The following is a 19229-nucleotide window of genomic DNA, read 5'->3' on the forward strand; positions in this document are numbered from 1 at the left end:
GCCGGGACCCCTCAATAACTAATCGAGCAACGCGAGCACGTTCGCTTTCGGTTGCGCGCCCATTGCAGTGCGCTTCACCTGACCGCCCTCGAACACCATAAGCGTGGGCACGCTCATAATGCCGTAACGCTGGGCGATATCAAGCGATTGATCGATATCGACCTTGTACACCTCGGCCTTGCCAGCAACTTCGCTCGCCACTTCATCGAGCACGGGAGCGAGCATCTTGCAAGGGCCGCACCACGTTGCGAAAAAGTCAACGAGCACAGGGCCACTCGCCTGCAGCACCTTGGCATCGAATTCTTGAGAAGTAATGACCTGAGCCATAACGCCCTCCTTCGTCTGTCGCCTTACATTCGCGACTTCTTAATTGCTACCGATAAGATAACATATAGAATATGAAAAGCAAGTAAATCTCTGTAACGTTGCCCCAACGTCAACAAAGCAACGCTTGACCCATGGGTCCGAATTGTTCACCATGGAAACAAAACAGCCTGCCCATGCGTGCAGGAAGCTCTGGGCAGATACGCGAAGCACTCCAATGCGTACCCAGCACCTAGCCCGCCCATGCGTGCGGGAAGCTCAACTGAAGGAGCAACAATGCAATCATCATACGTCTACGATACCTCCGATCGAGCCCCAGCCTACGAAGGCGCCCAAACTGTTAACGTGAACCTCATTTTGGAGGGCGGCGCAATGCGCGGGCAGTTTACCGCAGGCGTGCTCGACTTCTTCATGGACCAAAACCTTTGGTGCGAACATGTTATTGGCACGAGCGCGGGCGCACTGAATGGCTATAACTACGTTGCCGGCGAGCTCGGGCGCACCTGCTTTTTGAACACGAAATATTGCGACGACCCACGCTATCTCTCGATGAAGAATTTTGTGCGAACGGGCGATGCCCTCGGTCGCGATTTTGTGTTCCATGAGATTCCCGAAACGCTCGAGCCCTTTAACTTCAAGGCGTTTCGCGAATCTCCCATGGAGCTCACAACCGTAGCAAGCGATCTTGAAACCGGCGAAGCCGACTACCATGTGATGGAAACCGCCGATGACGAGCGCGATATTGAATACCTGCGCGCATCGGCAAGCATGCCTTTGGTGTCGCACATCATTGAACTTGACGGCAAAAAGCTGCTCGACGGTGGCCCGTGCGACAGTGTGCCGCTGCTGCATTCTATGCTCATGGGCAATACCGACAAACACATCGTGGTGCTCACGCAAGATTCGACATTCGTGAAGGGCCCAAACAAAACCATGCCGCTCATCAAGCGCATGTATTCCGACTACCCCCATTTCGTCGACCGCGTCGAATATCGCCACTACGAATACAATCGCTGCTATCGATGGATCAAACGTCTGCATGACGAAGGCAAGATTTTCATGATTCAGCCGAGCGAGCCGGTCACGGTTTCCAGCATGGAGCGCGATGCCGACAAACTATTCGCGCTTTACGAACAAGGCTTGAGGGTCGCAGCGGAAAATTGGAGCGCGCTGCAAGATTACCTGGCGAAATAGGAGCTGAGCTCGATTTCGCCCACAAAGACGCCGAAACGAAAAACCTTCATCCAACCGTTCGTGCAAGCAGGGCCACGCGAAAACCGGCGTGGCCCTGTACTATTTTGCATTCAATCGCGTCCCAACGTGCTTAATGCGCCTGCCGCGCACTCCACGCAACCGAGAGAACAGCGCGCCTCACGCAAAACATCACCAAGCCATGCGAAATACCGGCGTCTTTTTGCGCGAAACCCTCGGCAGTCTTTGCGAAACGAGCAACGCCAATGCATTCGCCTATGCTATTTCCCCGAACTTGGGCATACATCAGCCAAGAAGCACTCCTGGCATTTCGGACGACGGGCCACGCAGAACTCGCGTCCAAAATGGACCCACTGATGATTGATATACAACCAATCGGGCTGAGGATAGATTTTCATGAGCTTAGCCTCGACCTTTTCGGGCGTATCGTCGTTGCGCGTAGCGAAGCCCAGCTGATGGGCGATGCGGAATACGTGCGTATCGACAGCAATGCCCTGAGGGTCGCGAAACGCTTGGCACATAACCACATTTGCCGTTTTGCGCCCCACTCCAGGAAGCTTCTGCAAATCGGCCATAGTACGCGGCACTTCGCCACCGAATTCGGCAAGCACCGTTTGAGCGCATGCCTTCAAATTCTTCGCTTTACTGCGGAAAAACCCGAGCGGGTGGATAATCTCCTCTATGTCTTGGATGCTCGCTGCCGCCATAGCCTCTGGCGTGTCGAATCGCGCAAACAGTTCGGGAGTCACCTTGTTCACGGCCGCATCGGTGCACTGCGCCGACAGAATAACCGCCACGGTAAGCGTAAATGGGTCGACATGGTCAAGCGAGCATGCGCCTTCGCCGTAATGCTCGAACATGCGCCGTTCGATTTCGGCCGCACGCTCACGTTTCTGCGTAAGATTCTCGCGAGGCATGGCTATTCGTCGCCCTTCGCATCGATATCGCTTTCCAGAACCTCGACCGAATCGTTTCCGTCGCCGATCATGGCGCCCGCAGCACGCTGCTCGGCAAGTTCAGCGAACTTCGCCTGCATAGTGGGGTTTTTACGCGTGAGCTTCTTAATGGTGAGGTCTTGCGCCTTATCGTTGGCCAGACGCAAATTGCGCTCGCTGCCAAGCAGGGCATCTTTCGTTTTCTGCAAATGATCGATGGTCTTGTCGATTTCCTCAATCGCCGTTTGGAACTTGCGGCTCGCCAAGTCATAGTTCTTCGCGAACTTCGTTTTGAATTCTTCCATCGAGTTTTCGAAATTCGTGATATCGATATTTTGATTGCGCACCTCGGCCAGCTGCGTTTTGTATTGCAGAGCCGAAAGCGCAGCATTGCGCAGAATGGAAATGATCGGGATGAAGAACTGCGGGCGAATGACGTACATCTTCGGGTAGCGATACCCCATGTCGACAATGCCTTCGTTATAGAGCTCATTGTCGGGCTCGAGCATGGTGCACAATACCGCGTATTCGCAGCCCTTCTTCGTGCGGTCGGAATCGAGCTTCTTAAAGAAGTCTTCGTTTTTATGCTTAGTTTTCGTTTCGTCGTTCTCGTTTTTCATCTCGAACATGATGGAAACGATTTCCTCGCCGGTTTCGGGGTCGCACTCGCAAAATACGAAGTCGCCCTTCGTGCCTTCGACAATATCGTTATCTTTTTCGAAGTATGCATGCGGAAACGCCGTAGCGCGAATTTTATTGAACTCGATTTCGCAGTGCTGCTCGAGCGACTCGCCCACCATTTTCGTCGAAAGACGCGCCTTCATTTCTTTCACGCGGGCAATTTCGTCGTCTTTGTACTTGATGAGCTCGTCTTTCTGGGCAAGCTCATGTGTCATTTGCTCGCGCAGCGCCGCCTGGGCTTGGGCCGCCTTGGCGCGCTCGAGCTCGACAGTCGCCTTTGCTTCATCGCGCTCGCGCTCGGCCTGAATGCGCGCCTGAGACACGGCGAGCTCTTTCTCGGCGGCGAACTGCTGCGATTGCGACTCGATTTGCTGTTTCTGGCTTGCGATGGTCTGCTGCAGCTTCGCCGACTCCTCGGCAGCACGTCGCGATGCCTCGGTTTGTTCCAGCGCCAATTTCTGCGAGTATTCCTTCGACTGCGACTCAATTTGCTGCTTGAACGCGGTTTCCTGCGAGGCGAGCTGGGTTTTAAGCGTTGCGATTTCAGCATCGCGTTTCGCGGTGGCATCGATAAGCGACTTTTCGTGTTCGGCCTGTGTGGCGCGCTTTTGCGATTCCTGATCGGCCGAAAGCTTCTCGACCTCGGCTTGAAGCTTGGCAATTTCCGCCTGTTTTTCAGCAAGCGCCGTTTTCAAATCGGCATCGGCCTTTTGACGCTCTGCCTGCTGCAGCTGCTGCTTTTCTTTCTCGGACGCCTTCGCCGCCTGTTCGCCCTGTTCAAGCGCCGCTGAAAGTTTCGCTTCTAATTCCGCGATGCGCGCCTCGCTTGCAGCCTGGGTGTTTTGTGCATCGCTTTTCACCTTCGACACGGCAAGCGCCACAGCTTGCTCGTTTTGCTGCTTCAACATGCCTTCGCGCTGGGCGATTTCCTTATCGAATTCCTGCGTGCGAACCTGACGCACGATGTCGGCGAACCCACGCTCGTCTACCTGGAATACCTCGCCGCAATGGGGGCACTTGATTTCATTCACGTCGCACGCCTTTCAACGAATCGTTTTCTGGCGCTTATTATCGCTCAAAGTCACGCGATATGCGAATTGTTTTTCGAATATCTGTTCGAATTATTCAGTATCGAAAGCATGGTGTCCTATCGCACGCGATTCAACCACAGCGCGCAACTCAGCCTGCACCGCCTGCTCGGTATTCGTGCCGATAATACGCTTCGAAATTTGCTTCACCGCCCAGCGGCCATTCCCCATGGCGCAGCTATGGCCCACCATGCGCAGAATCTCATAATCGTTCATGGAATCGCCGAACGCCATCACGCTCTCGGCCGCAATGCCATGGGCCGCGAGCACTTGGTTGATACCGGTAGCTTTGTTCACGCCACGCTGCATCACGTCAATCCACTTCACGCCCGAAGGAGCGAACACGAAGTCGGCCTCGAGCTCGCGAGACAGGATATATGCCATATCCATTTGAGCACTGTCGCATGAAATCGACACCTTCACAATCGACGTGTCAGGCGACGGCAAATCGCGCAGCACCACCGGGTTGGGCAGATCTTTGTCGAATTCCGCATCGAAGCACGCGAGGTCGTCGAGCAAATAGCTGTTCGTGCGGTCGTATACCACCATGTGAAGGTTATCGAACTCGCTCACAAGCGCATACAAGCGGCGCAGCGCCGCGTGGGAGAACACTTCGCGGTCGACGAGTTTTCCGCGCACGAATACCTGAGCACCATTGCTCGCAACGAAATCCATGCGATCGGCAACGGGCTCGAAAAACGCGCGCAACGTATCGTAACGACGGCCCGACGCGGCAACGAAACGAATACCTGCGGCGTCGAGCGCTCGAACAAGGTCGAATGTTTCAGGGGGAACCTGCGAGTGTTCGTCAAGCAACGTGCCATCCATATCGCAGGCAATGAGTTTGATGTCTTCATACGTTTCCATATGCGGGCCTCCTTCAGGCTCGCGCCCGAACCCTTCGGGCGACCTAGCAATTCTTCTTGGTGCAGCCATAGTACGGCCCCGCAAAACGAATCGGCGCCAAGCCTTGCCGCTTTGACGCCGATTTAACCGGTTGCGCATATTCGCGCCACGATATGGAAGGTGGAGGCCACGCTCGATCACACAAAACCGCAGCCCAGAAGCCGACGCGACCTTTACACGCCCAGTTTCTTGCAAATGGCCTCAACAATTTCGTCGACTGGCGAGAGCGTGCCCTTGGCCACATCGCCGCACGCAAGCTTGCCAATGCCAGGGCCAACCAGCTCAATGCCGCGCGCGGCAAGCGTCGCAAGGTTCGCCTGGGTTGCGGCGTTTTCATACATATGCGTGTTCATCGCGGGGCACACGATAACCGGGCACGTCGTCGCCAAAAACGTGGAAGACACCATGTCGTCGGCGATGCCGTTGGCGAGCTTCGCGATAATGTTCGCGGTCGCGGGCGCTACGCACATGACATCGGCCTCCTGCGCAAGCGTGATGTGCTTGATGGACGCATCGTAGCTGTAGTCGAACGTATCGGTGAACACCATGTTCTTCGAAAGCGCCTCGAACGTGAGCGGCGTCACGAACTTCGTCGCGTTCTCGGTCATGATAACCTGCACGTCAACGCCGCGCTTGCCAAGATCGCTTACAACCTGGCACACCTTGTACACCGCGATGCCGCCCGAAACCGCGATAAGCGCCTTTTTTGCCATGGAACATTCCTTTCCGCAATTCAAATTCCGCAGGCAAGTATAGCCTAAAGAAAAAGGGAACCCACCCGCTTGCGAATGAATTCCCCCACATTTCCCTACCGAAATGATAGGGAATTTCAATCAAGCGCAATTCCCAACGTCCCTTCCAACGAAAAAAGGGCTGGCACGAAGCCAACCCTTTTCAATCGCGAATGGATGCAGCTTTCGCAGCGCAGTTCAGTTACAGAATCTGATCGGTTTCCTTGAACTTCACCACGTCGACCTTCTTGACCGACTTGTAAATGGTCATAGCGCCCCAGTACACAACGCCGGCGAAGATAAGTGAGTTCAGGCCCGGAATGCCGATGGCCAGAATCGAGGAGCCCTCGCCCACGCAGAACGCGAGCGCCCACACGGTAAGCGCGATGGGGTTCCACTTCTCGACCTTCTGGGGCAGTTTGCCCGACGGACGGGTTTCCTCCAGAGCAGCGCGGTTGCGCTTCAGGATGAAGTAATCGATAACCATGATGCCAGCCGCAGGCGGAATGGCAACGCCGAGCAGCGTCAGGAAGCTCGTGAAGTAGTTGATGATGCCAATGACGGAAAGCAGCGTGCCAATGATGCCGAGCGTCCAGGTCATGACGTTGCGGTTGATCTTCACGTTGAACAGCGCATTGATGGCAGTAGCAACGCCGAGGCCCGACGAATACAGGTTCATGTCGTTGAGCTTAACGGTGGAAGCGACGACGATGATCACGCCCAAAACGCCCGAAGTGGCCATCATGATGTCGGTCACGTTGTCGGTGCCAGTTGCGTGAGCCAGAATAACGGCGAGCAGGTTCATGCCAAGCTCACCCACGAAGGTGCCAATGAGGGTCATCCAGAATACCTGGGTGCCATTCTTCAGGTAGCGCGCGTAGTCGGGCGTGCAAATGGCGCCTGCGATAAAGCCGCCGGCAACCATGGTGGTAGCCGTGCCGAACGTCAACTCAGGACCGGGATGCGGCGAGTTAAGGAATTCGATGAGGCTGTGGTCCTGCAGAACAATGGCAGCCGAAATGATGACGGCAGCGATGAACAGCGGCACGAATACGGTAGCAAAGCGGGCAATCCAACGAATGCCGGCAATAACCAGAAGCGTGATGCCCAAGCCAGTGATGATTGCCCAAATGGGGAAATTCAACACGCCGGTGATGGAGAGCATGCCCTCGGCAAACACGGAGTTCTGAACGCCGAACCAGCCGACCATCGAAATAGCAACGACGCCGCCCAGAATAGCGGAGCCGTTTTTGCCGAGGCCGCACCAGCGAGACAGCAAGCTCGTCGAAAGGCCTTCGCGAGCAGCCGCGGTGCCGAGCGCCCAGCTGACAACCTGCAGAATAACCGAACCGAGCATGGTGGCCCAGAATGCGCCCCAGAACGACATGCCATAGCCAAGCGTTGCACCCAAAACCAACTGGGAAACGCAGCAAATGGCGCCGATACGAATCATCAAAATTTGCCAGAGCGGTTGCTTGGCTCCCTCAGGAACGCGCGACAGCGAATAGTCGTTGTCGATGGCTTCGTTCGCCATGGAGACCAACCCCCTTCTTTCTTTACAGTAGTGCTCCGAATACGACCGACGGTCTTCGAAGCGAACGTCGCGCACCGCAGGTGTGGCAAGCCCACGCGCGACGGCCCTTTCGGCGACCGTCAAATTAAAGTGAGATTATACACTGTTGCTTTAGTGTGACAGAGTAACAAGTTTGTTAACACCCCTATATATGGGAATTTCTAGCCGTTGAACACAAAAAGAGGCCCGAAGGCCCCTTTTTGAAAGAGAAGTCGTTATTCACTAGAGGGAACAAGCAGCTCTTTTGTTCCAGCGCTTACTTCACCTCGTACTGCGGCAAATCTTGCAGCGCGACCACCGGCAAGCCGTACGGATTCTCATCAAGCGCTTCAAGCGCGGCGGTAAACGCGCTTGCGCCAGAAAGCGCAGTCACGCACGTCACACCATGCTTCACGGCTTCGGTACGCATGAAGTAGCCATCGCCGCGCGTTTCCGAACCATACGGCGTATTCACGATGAGCGCGATTTCGCCATTGGAAATCATGTCGCCGACATTGGGATGCGACTCGGAAATCTTGCGCACGACCTCGCAACGTACGTTTCCGCCGCGCAGCGTGCGCGCGGTGCCTTCGGTCGACACAATGCGGAAGCCCAAACGTTGAATCGTGCGCGCGATGGGAAGAATGTGACGCTTGTCGCGGTCGCATACCGAGATGAACACGGTGCCTTCCTTCGGCAGCTCATAGCTCACGGCGAGCTGCGTTTTCGCATAAGCCTCGGGATACGTGCTCGCGATGCCCATGACCTCGCCCGTCGATTTCATCTCGGGGCCCAGCACCACATTCGCGCCCGGGAAGCGGCCCCACGGCATAACGGCTTCCTTCACGCAGAAGTAATCCATGCGGCGATCGTCAGCCGGCAAGCCCAGGCTTTCGATGCTGCGGCCGCTCATGATGAGCGCGGCGCACTTCGCCAGCGGCACGCCGGTCGACTTCGACACGAACGGCACCGTACGGCTCGCACGCGGGTTCGCTTCGATCACATAAATCGTCTCGCCCTTGATGGCGTACTGCACATTGAGCAGGCCGCGCACACCAAGACGCAGCGCCAGGCGGCGCGTGATGTCGCGCAGCTCGCCGACCAAACGGTCGCTGAACGAGAACGGCGGAATGCAGGTGGCCGAGTCGCCCGAGTGAATGCCGGCTTCCTCAATGTGCTCGAGCACGCCGCCCACATACACCTGCTCGCCGTCGCACAGCGCGTCGACGTCGCATTCGATGGCGCCTTCGAGGAAGCGGTCCAAATACACCGGATGGTCAGGAGAGATGCGCGTCGCTTCCGCCATGAAGGTGCGCAGGTGCGACGGGTCGTAGGCGATTTCCATGCCGCGGCCACCGAGCACGTAGCTCGGGCGAACGAGCAGTGGGAACCCAATGCGGTTAGCGACGCGTTCAGCTTCCTCGAAGCCCGTCGCCATGCCTGCGGCGGGGTACGTGATGTCGAGCTCGTCGAGCACGGCGCTGAAGCGTTCACGGTCTTCAGCCAGATCAATCGCCTCGGGGCTCGTGCCCATAATGGTCACGCCCGATTCCTGAAGCGCGTGCGCGAGCTTCAACGGCGTTTGGCCGCCGAGCGTCACCACAACGCCGTCGGGCTGCTCGACATCGACGATGTCCATGACGTCTTCGTAGGTAAGCGGCTCAAAATACAGGCGGTCGCTCGTGTCGTAGTCGGTGGACACGGTTTCGGGGTTGCAGTTCACCATGATGGTTTCGTAGCCGGCCTCGTGCAGCGCGTAGCTCGCGTGCACGCAGCAGTAGTCGAACTCGATGCCCTGGCCAATGCGGTTGGGACCTGCGCCCAAAATCATGGCCTTGGGCTTGTCGACGGGCACGATTTCAGAATCGCCGAAGCTCGGCGCCGCGCCCGCAGCCGCAACGTGGGGCGTTTCGTAGGTCTTGTAGTGGTATTCGGTTTTGCCCGCGAATTCAGCCGCGCACGTGTCGACGGTCTTGAATGTAGGCACAACGCCCAGGCCCTTGCGATAGGCGCGCACGATAACTTCCTTCGTGCCCGTGAGGTGGGCGATTTGGGCGTCGGAAAAACCGTATTGCTTCGCGATGCGCATAGCCGACGCGTCGAGGTCTTCGAGGCGCAGGCCTTCGAGCTGGTTTTGCACGGCGGCCATATCGGCGATGCGATGCAGGAACCACGGGTCGATGCCGCACGCCTCGTGCACTGCGTCGACGGTCCAACCGCGACGCAGGGCCTCGGCCACATAGAAGATGCGGTCTTCCGTGGGGCGCGCCACGCATTCGTCAAAATGCTCTTCGTCGAAATTGTCTTTACCGTCGGCGCCCAAGCCCGCACGGCCGTTTTCCAGCGAACGCATGGCCTTGCCGAACGCTTCCTCAAACGTGCGGCCGATGCTCATAATTTCACCCACGGCCTTCATGCGCGTAGAGAGCGTCGTGTCGGTGCCCTTGAATTTCTCGAATGCGAAACGCGGCACCTTCACCACGCAATAGTCGATAGACGGCTCGAAGCATGCCGGCGTGACGCGCGTGATGTCGTTCGTGATTTCGTCGAGCGTGTAGCCCACGGCCAGACGCGCGGCGGCTTTCGCGATGGGGAAACCAGTCGCCTTCGACGCGAGCGCCGAGGAGCGACTCACGCGCGGGTTCATTTCGATGACGATCAGGCGGCCGTTTTTCGGGTTGAGCGCGAACTGCACGTTCGAGCCGCCCGTTTCGACGCCGATTTTCTCCAGAATAGCAAGCGAGGCCACGCGCATGCGCTGGTATTCCACGTCGGAAAGCGTCTGCGCAGGCGCCACCGTGATGGAGTCGCCCGTATGAACGCCCATGGCGTCAACGTTCTCGATGGAGCACACGATGATGCCGTTGCCGGCCTTATCGCGCATGACTTCCATCTCGTATTCTTTCCAGCCGATGATGCTCTCTTCCACGAGCACCTCGCCGGCGGGAGAAAGCTCCAGGCCCTGCGCCACGATCTCGCGCAGCTCCTGCTCGTCGTAGGCGATGCCGCCGCCCGCGCCGCCGAGCGTGAAACTCGGGCGAAGCACGCAGGGGTAGCCCACCTTGCCGGCGAGCTCGACAGCATCTTCGACGGAGTACGCATAACCGCTGCGCGCGCATTCCAGACCTATTTCTTCCATGGCCTCAGCGAACAGCTTGCGGTCTTCGCCGCGCTCGATTGCCGCCAAATCACAACCAATCATTTCGACGCCATAGCGATCAAGCACGCCCGATTTCGCCAGCTCAACGGCCGCATTCAGGCCCGTTTGGCCACCAAGGGTAGGCAGCAGGGCGTCGGGATGCTCTTTGGCGATGACGCGCTCGATGAATTCAGCGGTAATCGGCTCCACGTAGGTGCGGTCGGCCAAGCTGGGGTCGGTCATAATGGTAGCGGGGTTCGAATTCACGAGCACCACTTCATAGCCGTCCTCCTTGAGCACCTTGCACGCCTGGGCGCCCGAGTAGTCGAACTCGCACGCCTGGCCAATGACGATGGGGCCCGAGCCAATAACGAGGATACGTTTGATGTCGGTACGTTTGGGCATTACCTAGGCCTCCTTCGAGCCGAAGACCCAGCCGGCGAGGCGGTCTTGCGAAATGTTGATGTTCAGGTAGTCGGCGTCGCCGTCCATCAGGCGGCAAAACGCCGTGAACAGGTAGTGCGCATCGGTAGGACCAGGGTTGGCCTCGGGGTGGTACTGCACCGAGAAAGCATTTTGGTCGAGCAGCTGAATGCCTTCGCAAGTGCCATCGTTCAAGTTGACGTGCGTCAGGCGAATGCGGCCGAAGCGCTCGTTTTCAACGACGGGCGCGATGCGGCGCTGCGACCAGAAGCGAAGGTCGCCGTCGGCAGGGTGCTCGACCACGCCGCCCGAAAGCTCGGGCACGAGTTTGCCGAGGCTCGGGAACACCAGGCCGAAGCCGTGGTTCTGCGCGGTGATTTCCACCTGGCCGCTCACGAGGTTCATGACGGGCTGGTTGCCGCCGCGATGACCGAACTTGAGCTTCTCCATTTCGCCGCCGCTTGCGAGGCTGATCATTTGGTGGCCCAAACAAATGCCGAACACCGGCACCTTGCCAATAAGCTCGCGCGCCTGCTCGTAGGTTTCGGTCACGGCGTCGGGGTCGCCCGGGCCGTTGGAGAGAAAAACGCCGTCGGGTTCTATGGCGAGCACGTCAGCAGCGGGAGTGTCCCACGGCACAACGGTAAGGTCGCAGCCCACACGCACGAGGCCCGCGAGAATCGACTCTTTCACACCGCAGTCATACGCAACCACGTGATATTTCTTCGGCGCAGGAGCGGCCACAGCGAACGCCTGGCTTTCAGGCACCCTATCGAACGACTCCGTGGCGGCGCGGCTCACGGTTTTGGCGAGATTGTGGCCCACCAGGCTCGGAGCTGCGGCGACCTTTTCCGCAAGCGAAGCAGCGTCGAGGTCTTCGGTAGACAAAATGGCAGTCTGCGCGCCGAAATCGCGAATATGGCGAACGAGCGCACGCGTATCGATGCCCTCGATAGCCACGATGTTCTCGCGCTCGAGGAATTCGGGCAAGCTCATGCTCGAGCGCCAATTCGAAGGCGTGCGGCACATGTCGTGCACGACCAAGCCGCGCAGAGCAGGCTTGGCCGACTGCGTGTCGTCGAGGTTCACACCGTAGTTGCCGATCTGGGGATAGGTCATCGTGACAATTTGACCCGCATACGAAGGGTCGGTAATGACCTCAAGATAGCCCTCGAGCGACGTGTTGAAGCAAATCTCGCCCGTAACTTCGCCTGCGGCACCGCATGCCCAGCCGTCGAATCGGGTTCCGTCCTCCAATAACAAAATAGCCGCCTTACGAGCCTTTTTGCTCGTGGCGGCTATAAGCTTCTCTGCAATTGTCATGGCTTTGGCCCCCTCTTGGCCAGCTGCCGACGCTGTTGCCGCGGGCGCGTGTCCTGCGGCGGTTTGGGTGGCTTCCATTTGCATCTCCTTTTCGGTCTCTCGGTACCGGTTTAAAGGCACTTTCGCTCTAAATTGCATATTTATTACGAAAAGTGTATTAAACAACCCGTGTTTTGCATTTGGGCGATTATAACGGCGATTTACGTCTATGGGGGAAATTTCTACAATCCACCACACTAAAGCGCGGTAAGCGGCGAGCGTAAATCAAAATGCGATTTTCTGCCAAAAGTTAGACCGGCGCGGCCCGGATTGAGGTCTGCATGCATAGGAAAGAGCGAATCAAGCTGCCCTCGCCCGCATCGCCGCCCGCAACACAACAGGCCCCGTGGCGGATATACCGCCACGGGGCCTGTCAAACCTTAGCCTCAAACCATATCCAAAATGAAACCAGTAGAGCACCAGAGCCAAAAACCTACAACAGCGCAGGCACATACATGAGCACGGCAAGCATGCCAACACCCACCACGATGCACGCCGCCATCGATTTCGTCTTCGCACCCACCACAAGCACTACGGCGGCAGCCAGCAAAGGCATGCCCCACAGTGCGATGTCGCCCGAAGCGACCTCCGCGGGATCGAAGAGGTCGTTCGTCACCAGGGCAGCAAAAGCCGCGGGCGGAATGAAGTTCAGCGCGCGTACGAACCCTTCAGGCAGCTGCTTGCCCTTCAATAAGAAAATAGGCAAGCAACGGCAGGCGAGCATGCACGCCAAGCACACACCAAAAATGATGAGGAAGCTCGTAACGTCCACTGTTTACTCCCCCACTTTCATAGTCGTGTTGCGATTATCGCGACGCACGCTCGAGAACGCGAACGCGGCGCCCACGCCCACAAGTGCGCCAATCAGAATGGCGGGCCCGGCAAGGCCCACGCACTTGCACACAATAACACCGGCAATGGACCCGAACACGGCGACCAAGTTTGCGGGAGTCACCTTCTGCATGCACAACAAGCAAATGAACAGCGACGTCATGGCGAACGAAGCGAGTGCGGTGGGCAGCGAAATCGCCGAACCGATAAGCGCGCCCGCGACATTGGAGACGGTCCACGATGTAAGCGAGAACAAATTAACGAGCAGGGCGTGCTTCACCGACCAATCGCCGTTAATCATGCGCGCCAAATTCACGCCGAAGCTCTCGTCGGTTACCGTGGCGCCGAAAATGAACGCCAGGCGCTTGCCCGCGCTGCCGCAGAACTGCGAAAGCGATGCGCCATAGAGCATTTGGCGCGTGTTCACAAGCGCGACGCTGGCGATGATGGCCGAAATCGGGTTGCCCGCGAGCCACATATTGGGAATCATGTATTGGCCGGCGCCCGAATAGAACAGCAAGCTCATAACCGCGATCATCCACACGTCCATGCCGGCGGCCACGCCCAAGATGCCACACGGGATGCCCAGCACGATATAGCCGAGCACAATGGGCCATGCGGCTTGGAAAGCCTCTTTTTGCATAGTTGCAGAGACGCCGCTTTTATGAGCGGCGCTCGTTTCGACTGCGGCGGATTGGGATGCAGCCGATTCAGCGACGCCCAATTCAGCGCCGTCTTGCTCGGCAGCAGCAGGTTCAACCGCCGCCTGATTTTGTTTCAAATTTGTTTCAGACATAGTGTCGTGATTATAGAAGGGCGCCGCCGCTTTTCCAACCGCCACGCACAGATATTTCACGCGCGCCAGGGCGTATTTGGGTTGTAGAGGCGCGCCACCAGCACGAACCCCCACCTGTTAAATGATCACTCGCCACCTGCTAAATGCTCGTAGCGTTTAACAGGTTCCGACTCATACACAACACGGAAGCAAACAGTCGCATCGAGCGACAACCCACGCCTCGGCCCGCTAGCTCTCGGCTCGCCCTGGCTCGATGCAACCTATGCCTCGCGCGGCGCGCCTTCGAGTGCCTCGGCATCCCGCGCCGCCAGCCTCGGCTCGCTTTCGGAACCAGCCCAAGCTTCTTGCCAAAAACAGCGCTTATTTCACAAGCAGAATAATACCAATCACCGTGAGCAGCACATAGGTCACCTTGATGAACGTTGCCTGGCTGATACGCTTCTGCAGCTTGTTGCCGAGCCACGTAGCCACAAGCAGAAGCGGAATGGCGATGGCGACCATGACCAGGCAATCGGGCGTGTAATGCCCCTGGCTAAGCTGCAGCGCGGCATACACGAAATTGAGCACCATCCAAATGCACGAAAGCGTGGCGCGGAACTGGTCTTTGTCCTGAAGGCGCTGGAGCGCGTAAATCGCGAGAATGGCGCCGCCCGAAACGAACATGCCTTGAATGAGGCCCGCAAGCACCAGCAGCACAGCGAGCAGCCACTTCGGCATGAACCGCTGCTGTTTGAGCACCAAGCCGCGCACGCCCACAACCACCACAATGGCGCCGTAAATCTTCGACAGAATGCCCAGCGGCAGCACCGTGTCGAGCCAAATGCCCACAAACATGAACGGCGTCATAACCGCAAGCATAATCGCGAGCTCGCGCCAGTTGATGTGCTTCCAGTTTTGAATGGCAATAAGCCCACAGCCGATCATGCCGGTGGCGTTGAGCATGGCGACGCTCTCTTGCATGCCGACGGTCGCCATGCCCGCAGGCATCGCGATAATGTTGCCGGCAAAACCCGTTATCGCCTGAATGGCGTAGGCGATGAAGAACACGCCCAAAAATAAACCGCGACCAACCACGAAAAACAGCCTTTCAATCTCTCATATTCGAAACAAGCAGCCTCTGTCGGCGTGCCTCATTCGGAAAACGCGACGGCATGCATCGCGAGCGATTCGCCCAAAAGCCAAGCCCAACCAAGAAAAAGCACGCGCCCAGCGGAAACGAACCGTCCTGTAAGTTTCGCACGCATTCCCGCCGCTTGCGGTTGCCAAATTGTAAACAACGAAGTCTTCGCGTCAACTCCGTACTATCGTGCGCTAAAGTATACAAAGCAATTAACCGACGCGGCACGCCACGCCGCGCATTTTCGCCGAACGTTCAAGCAAAACTAGAGGGAGTGCACCCATGCGCCCTTACCAAATCAGCGTGTGCGGAGATTCCGCCATCAATATCGTTGTCGCCGATGCCATCTCGGCCGAAGCGAGCGCCCTTGTGCGCAGCGCCGCCGCGCGCATTCAGGCGGCAGGCATCGCGGGCATCGAAGACATCGTTCCCACGTTTTGCGCCGTCATGGTCGCATACAACCCCGAAATCATTTCCTATGAGGAATTGATTTCAGCCGTGCACGCCAACCTCGACGGCCTTTCCGCCGAAGGGGCCTCGGCTGGCAAAACCATCGTGATTCCCGTGTGCTACGGCGGCGAATTCGGCCCCGACCTGGAGCATGTCGCGCAATTCCACGGCATCACCCCCGATGAAGTGGTTCGCCTGCACACCGAGCCCACGTACCTCATCGCGATGCTGGGCTTCCTGCCGGGCTTCGCCTACCTAAGCGGCTTGAACCCCGATTTGGAAACGCCCCGTCTCGAAGTGCCGCGCGTACGCATCGAAGCCGGCGCCGTGGGCATTGGCGGCGCGCAAACGGGCATCTACCCCTTGCCCTCGCCCGGCGGATGGCAAATTATCGGCCGCAGCCCGCTGCGCCCCTACGACGCAGAACGCGAGCCGGCGTTTTTGTATGCCGCGGGCGATTCCATTGAATTCGAAGCCATTTCACCTGATGAATATGCGGAAATCGAGGGCGCGCTGCAAGCTGGAACCTACGAGTACCGAGTGAAGGAGGCGAACTAAATGGCGAAGTTCACGGTATGCGTGCCGGGTCTTCTGACCACCGTGCAAGACCGCGGCCGTATGGGATACGCCGCGAGCGGCTTCTCGCCCTCGGGCGTCATGGATCGCCGCGCATTCTCGCTCGGCAACCTGCTTGTGGGCAATGCGGCGAATGCGCCGGCCATCGAATTCGCCTTCGCGGGCCCTACGCTCGAATTCGAAAATGACGCCGTCGTCGCCATTACGGGCGCCGATTTCAACCCGCGCATCGACGAAGAGCGCGCACCCATGTACCAGGCGTTCGTGGTGCGCGCCGGCCAGCGCCTCTCAATGCCGGCCGCAGAGCGCGGCGTGTACGGGTATTTGGCCATCGCCAACGGCGGCGTGGATGTGCCCCGCGTCATGGGCAGCGCCTCCACCAACCTGAAGTGCGGCCTGGGCGGCTTCGGGGGCCGGCGCTTCGCGTTCGGCGACGTGGTGAACTTCCACGACACCACGCCGAACCCCTACTACGATTTCGGCCCCAACCACTACCGCAACGACCCGTTCTACCATTTCGAATACCTCACGCAGGAAATTCGCGTGGTGCCGGGCCCGCAAAGCGATTTGTTCACGAGCCGCGGCATCGACACGTTCTATAAGGAACGCTACCAGGTAAGCGCGCAAACTGACCGCATGGGATGCCGCCTCGATGGCCCGCAAATCGAATCGAGCCGCGGTTCCGACATCATTTCCGACGGCATTGCGCTGGGCTCGATCCAAATTCCCGCGCAGGGCACCCCCATCGTGATGCTCGCCGACCGCCAAACCACGGGCGGCTACGCGAAAATCGCCACCGTCGCGAGCGTCGACATTCCGCTGCTCGTGCAGCGCGCGACCAAGCAGTACGTGCGATTCAAGCCCGTTTCGGTCATCGAAGCGCAGCGCCTGCTCGTGGCCGAGCGCGATTATTACCGCAACGTGCGCGCCAACGCACGAGGCAGGCTCACGCTGGAAATGCCCTGCATCGAGCCGAACGACCACGCGGGCGAGCCCACCATGCCGCCGGTGGAATAAGCGGCGGAAGAAACCGGCGCGGGCAAGAAACGAGCCGCCTGCGCAAACCGACCGATGCGATTCGCGCGACATGCGGCTTTGGCCGGGCGCCGCGCGCAGCATACAGAACGCGACCACGGCGTATGAAGTGGCGGGTGCCGCGCCCGACAAAGCGGCAGAAAGATACGCGAGGAAGCATCATGGCACAAGAACAGCTCAGCATTTCCGACATTCCCGCAAACATCACCCCGCGCGAAATGCGCCATATCATTCGCGAAGGACGCTTCAGCGGCCCCACGAGCGGTTTGTGCCCGGGCTATGCGCAGGGCAACCTCATCGTGCTGCCGAAGGAAGACGCCTACGACTTCCTGCTGTTCGCGATGCGCAACCCCAAGCCCTGCCCCATTTTGGAGGTTTCAGAAGTGGGCGACCGCTTCTTCCATACCAGCAGCGCCGACTGCGACATCGCCAACGACTTCCCGCGCTACCGCGTCTACCGCGACGGCGTGATGGTCGACGACCCCACGAGCGTTGAAGATTTGTGGCGCGACGATTTGGTCGCGTTCCTCATTGGCTGCTCGTTCAGCTTCGAAAGCGAGCTCATCGAAGCCGGCATCGAGATGCGCCACAACACGCAGGGCCGCAACGTGAGCATGTATATCACGAACATCGCATGCGAGCCGGCGGGCAAAATGTCCGGCAACATGGTCGTGAGCATGCGCCCCATTCCGTATGACCAGGTCGTGCAGGCCGTACAAATTTCGGGCGCCATTCCGAAGGTCCACGGCGCTCCGATTCACATCGGCGACCCCTCGGTCATAGGCATCGACGACATCTCCAAGCCCGATTTCGGCGATGCGGTCGACATCCACGAGGGCGAAGTGCCCGTATTCTGGCCGTGCGGCGTCACCCCGCAGTCGGTCGTCATGAACGTGAAGCCGAAATTCGCCATCACCCACGCGCCCGGCTGCATGCTCATCACCGACACGAAGAACATCTCCCTGAAGTTTTAGCGACCTCGAACCGCACCTGTTACATGCTCGTAGCGTTTAACAGGTCTCAGCGCAAAGCAAATTCCGCCCCACCACATCCGAAAGGAGCGCCTTTATGGCACGCGTAGATTTGAACAGCGATTTGGGCGAAAGCTTCGGCCGCTATTCCCTCGGTCTCGACGACCAGGTGATTCCTTTAGTCACAAGCGTGAACGTCGCATGCGGAATGCACGCGGGCGACCCGTGCGTCATGCGCCGCACCGTGGCCGCCGCAGCCGCCGCTGGCACCTCGATTGGCGCGCACCCGGGATATCCCGACTTGCAGGGCTTCGGCCGACGCGACATGGCGCTTTCCCCCGATGAAGTCTACTCATTCGTGCTGTACCAAATCTCGGCGCTTGCCGGATTCTGCAAAGCGGAAGGCACTGCGCTCGCCCACGTGAAGCCGCACGGGCAGCTTTACAATCGCGCCGCGAAAGACGCCGCCCTCGCCGAGGCGATTGCCGCCGCCGTACGCGATTTCGATCCCACGCTCGTGCTCGTAGGCCTCGCGGGCGGAAAGCTCATCGAGGCGGGACACGCAGCGGGCCTTGCCACCGCGCAGGAATTCTTTGCCGACCGCAATTACATGGCCGACGGCACATTGGTGCCGCGCAAGCAGGAAAACGCCGTGATCGCCGACGAAGACTTCGCCGTAGCACGTGTGGTGCGCGCGGTACAGGAAGGCACCATCGAAGCGGTTGACGGCAGCACTATCGAGGTCGCTGCCGACACCATTTGCATTCATGGCGACAATGCCCACGCGCTCGAATTCGCCAAGAAGATTCGCACCGCGCTCGCGCAAGCAGGCGTGGAGCTGAAACCCTGTCGGGCGCAATAAAAAGAAGAGGCCTTACGCTATCCGGAAGTGCTTCATGCAGAATCTTAGAGCGCTTTCGGATAATCCAAACAACCTATCGAGCTGGCATGAATAACGCACATCTATTCATGATGGATAATTTCCACGCCATTTCTTATATGTGCTTATCCATGTCATTATTTCGGCATATGCCAGTTACCGACATGTTAAACTCTTCCACTGCCACTCTAATGCGCTAAAGCGTTGAGTACCATCATAA

15 protein-coding genes and 1 pseudogene are annotated in these 19229 nt (G+C 58.3%); 5 read left to right on the top strand and 11 right to left on the bottom strand.

Features of this window, described 5'->3' with window-relative positions; genetic code table 11:
- Positions 1–18: 18 nt before the first annotated feature.
- Positions 19–336: pseudogene (gene trxA, locus Q0D41_RS02925) on the bottom strand (thioredoxin); the annotation flags it as partial.
- 264 nt (positions 337–600) lie between these two features.
- On the opposite strand from trxA, the gene Q0D41_RS02930 reads away from it, so the two are divergent.
- Positions 601–1518, top strand: a complete 918-nt coding sequence (locus Q0D41_RS02930; protein WP_294374937.1) for a patatin family protein — start codon at positions 601–603, stop codon at positions 1516–1518.
- Between the two features lie 278 nt (positions 1519–1796).
- Here Q0D41_RS02930 and nth read toward each other — a convergent pair whose 3' ends face one another.
- From nth to Q0D41_RS02980, 10 genes are all read right to left on the bottom strand, one after another.
- Positions 1797–2453 (bottom strand): endonuclease III, encoded by a 657-nt coding sequence (nth, locus tag Q0D41_RS02935; protein WP_294374939.1) that lies wholly within the window; start codon positions 2451–2453, stop codon positions 1797–1799.
- A gap of 2 nt (positions 2454–2455) precedes the next feature.
- Positions 2456–4183 (bottom strand): DUF2130 domain-containing protein, encoded by a 1728-nt coding sequence (locus Q0D41_RS02940; RefSeq protein ID WP_294374942.1) that lies wholly within the window; start codon positions 4181–4183, stop codon positions 2456–2458.
- A gap of 90 nt (positions 4184–4273) precedes the next feature.
- Positions 4274–5107 (bottom strand): HAD family hydrolase, encoded by an 834-nt coding sequence (locus Q0D41_RS02945; protein ID WP_294374944.1) that lies wholly within the window; start codon positions 5105–5107, stop codon positions 4274–4276.
- A gap of 212 nt (positions 5108–5319) precedes the next feature.
- Positions 5320–5859: a flavoprotein gene (locus Q0D41_RS02950; protein WP_114615457.1), complete on the bottom strand. Its 540-nt coding sequence runs from the start codon at positions 5857–5859 to the stop codon at positions 5320–5322.
- Positions 5860–6079: 220 nt separating this feature from the next.
- Positions 6080–7411, bottom strand: coding sequence for a cytosine permease (locus Q0D41_RS02955; protein WP_294374947.1), 1332 nt, complete (start codon positions 7409–7411; stop codon positions 6080–6082).
- A 295-nt stretch (positions 7412–7706) separates the two neighbouring features.
- Positions 7707–10973 carry a carbamoyl-phosphate synthase large subunit gene (carB, locus tag Q0D41_RS02960; RefSeq protein WP_294374950.1) on the bottom strand — a complete coding sequence of 1089 codons (3267 nt, stop codon included), beginning with the start codon at positions 10971–10973 and terminating at the stop codon, positions 7707–7709.
- Between the two features lie 3 nt (positions 10974–10976).
- Positions 10977–12314, bottom strand: a complete 1338-nt coding sequence (gene carA / locus Q0D41_RS02965) for a glutamine-hydrolyzing carbamoyl-phosphate synthase small subunit (RefSeq protein WP_294375166.1) — start codon at positions 12312–12314, stop codon at positions 10977–10979.
- Between the two features lie 472 nt (positions 12315–12786).
- Entirely contained in the window at positions 12787–13125 is a 339-nt protein-coding gene (locus tag Q0D41_RS02970) for an AzlD domain-containing protein (protein WP_294374953.1), read from the bottom strand.
- A gap of 3 nt (positions 13126–13128) precedes the next feature.
- Positions 13129–14025 (bottom strand): AzlC family ABC transporter permease, encoded by an 897-nt coding sequence (locus Q0D41_RS02975; RefSeq protein WP_367113802.1) that lies wholly within the window; start codon positions 14023–14025, stop codon positions 13129–13131.
- Positions 14026–14340: 315 nt separating this feature from the next.
- The gene (locus Q0D41_RS02980; protein WP_114616416.1) at positions 14341–15054 is read right to left on the bottom strand and encodes a sulfite exporter TauE/SafE family protein; all 714 of its coding nucleotides are present in this window, start codon (positions 15052–15054) and stop codon (positions 14341–14343) included.
- A 325-nt stretch (positions 15055–15379) separates the two neighbouring features.
- Here Q0D41_RS02980 and pxpB point away from each other — a divergent pair, with 325 nt between their 5' ends.
- The 4 genes from pxpB (at position 15380) to Q0D41_RS03000 (ending at position 18991) form a co-directional block, all read left to right on the top strand.
- Positions 15380–16105, top strand: coding sequence for a 5-oxoprolinase subunit PxpB (pxpB, locus tag Q0D41_RS02985; RefSeq protein WP_294374960.1), 726 nt, complete (start codon positions 15380–15382; stop codon positions 16103–16105).
- Complete coding sequence (locus tag Q0D41_RS02990; protein ID WP_294374963.1) at positions 16106–17140, top strand: biotin-dependent carboxyltransferase family protein; 1035 nt, start codon at positions 16106–16108, stop codon at positions 17138–17140.
- Between the two features lie 179 nt (positions 17141–17319).
- Entirely contained in the window at positions 17320–18132 is an 813-nt protein-coding gene (locus Q0D41_RS02995) for a putative hydro-lyase (RefSeq protein ID WP_294374966.1), read from the top strand.
- A 94-nt stretch (positions 18133–18226) separates the two neighbouring features.
- Positions 18227–18991, top strand: a complete 765-nt coding sequence (locus Q0D41_RS03000) for a LamB/YcsF family protein (protein WP_294374969.1) — start codon at positions 18227–18229, stop codon at positions 18989–18991.
- Positions 18992–19229: the final 238 nt, after the last annotated feature.

This window comes from uncultured Slackia sp. (genome assembly GCF_934630525.1).
GTDB lineage: Bacteria > Actinomycetota > Coriobacteriia > Coriobacteriales > Eggerthellaceae > Slackia.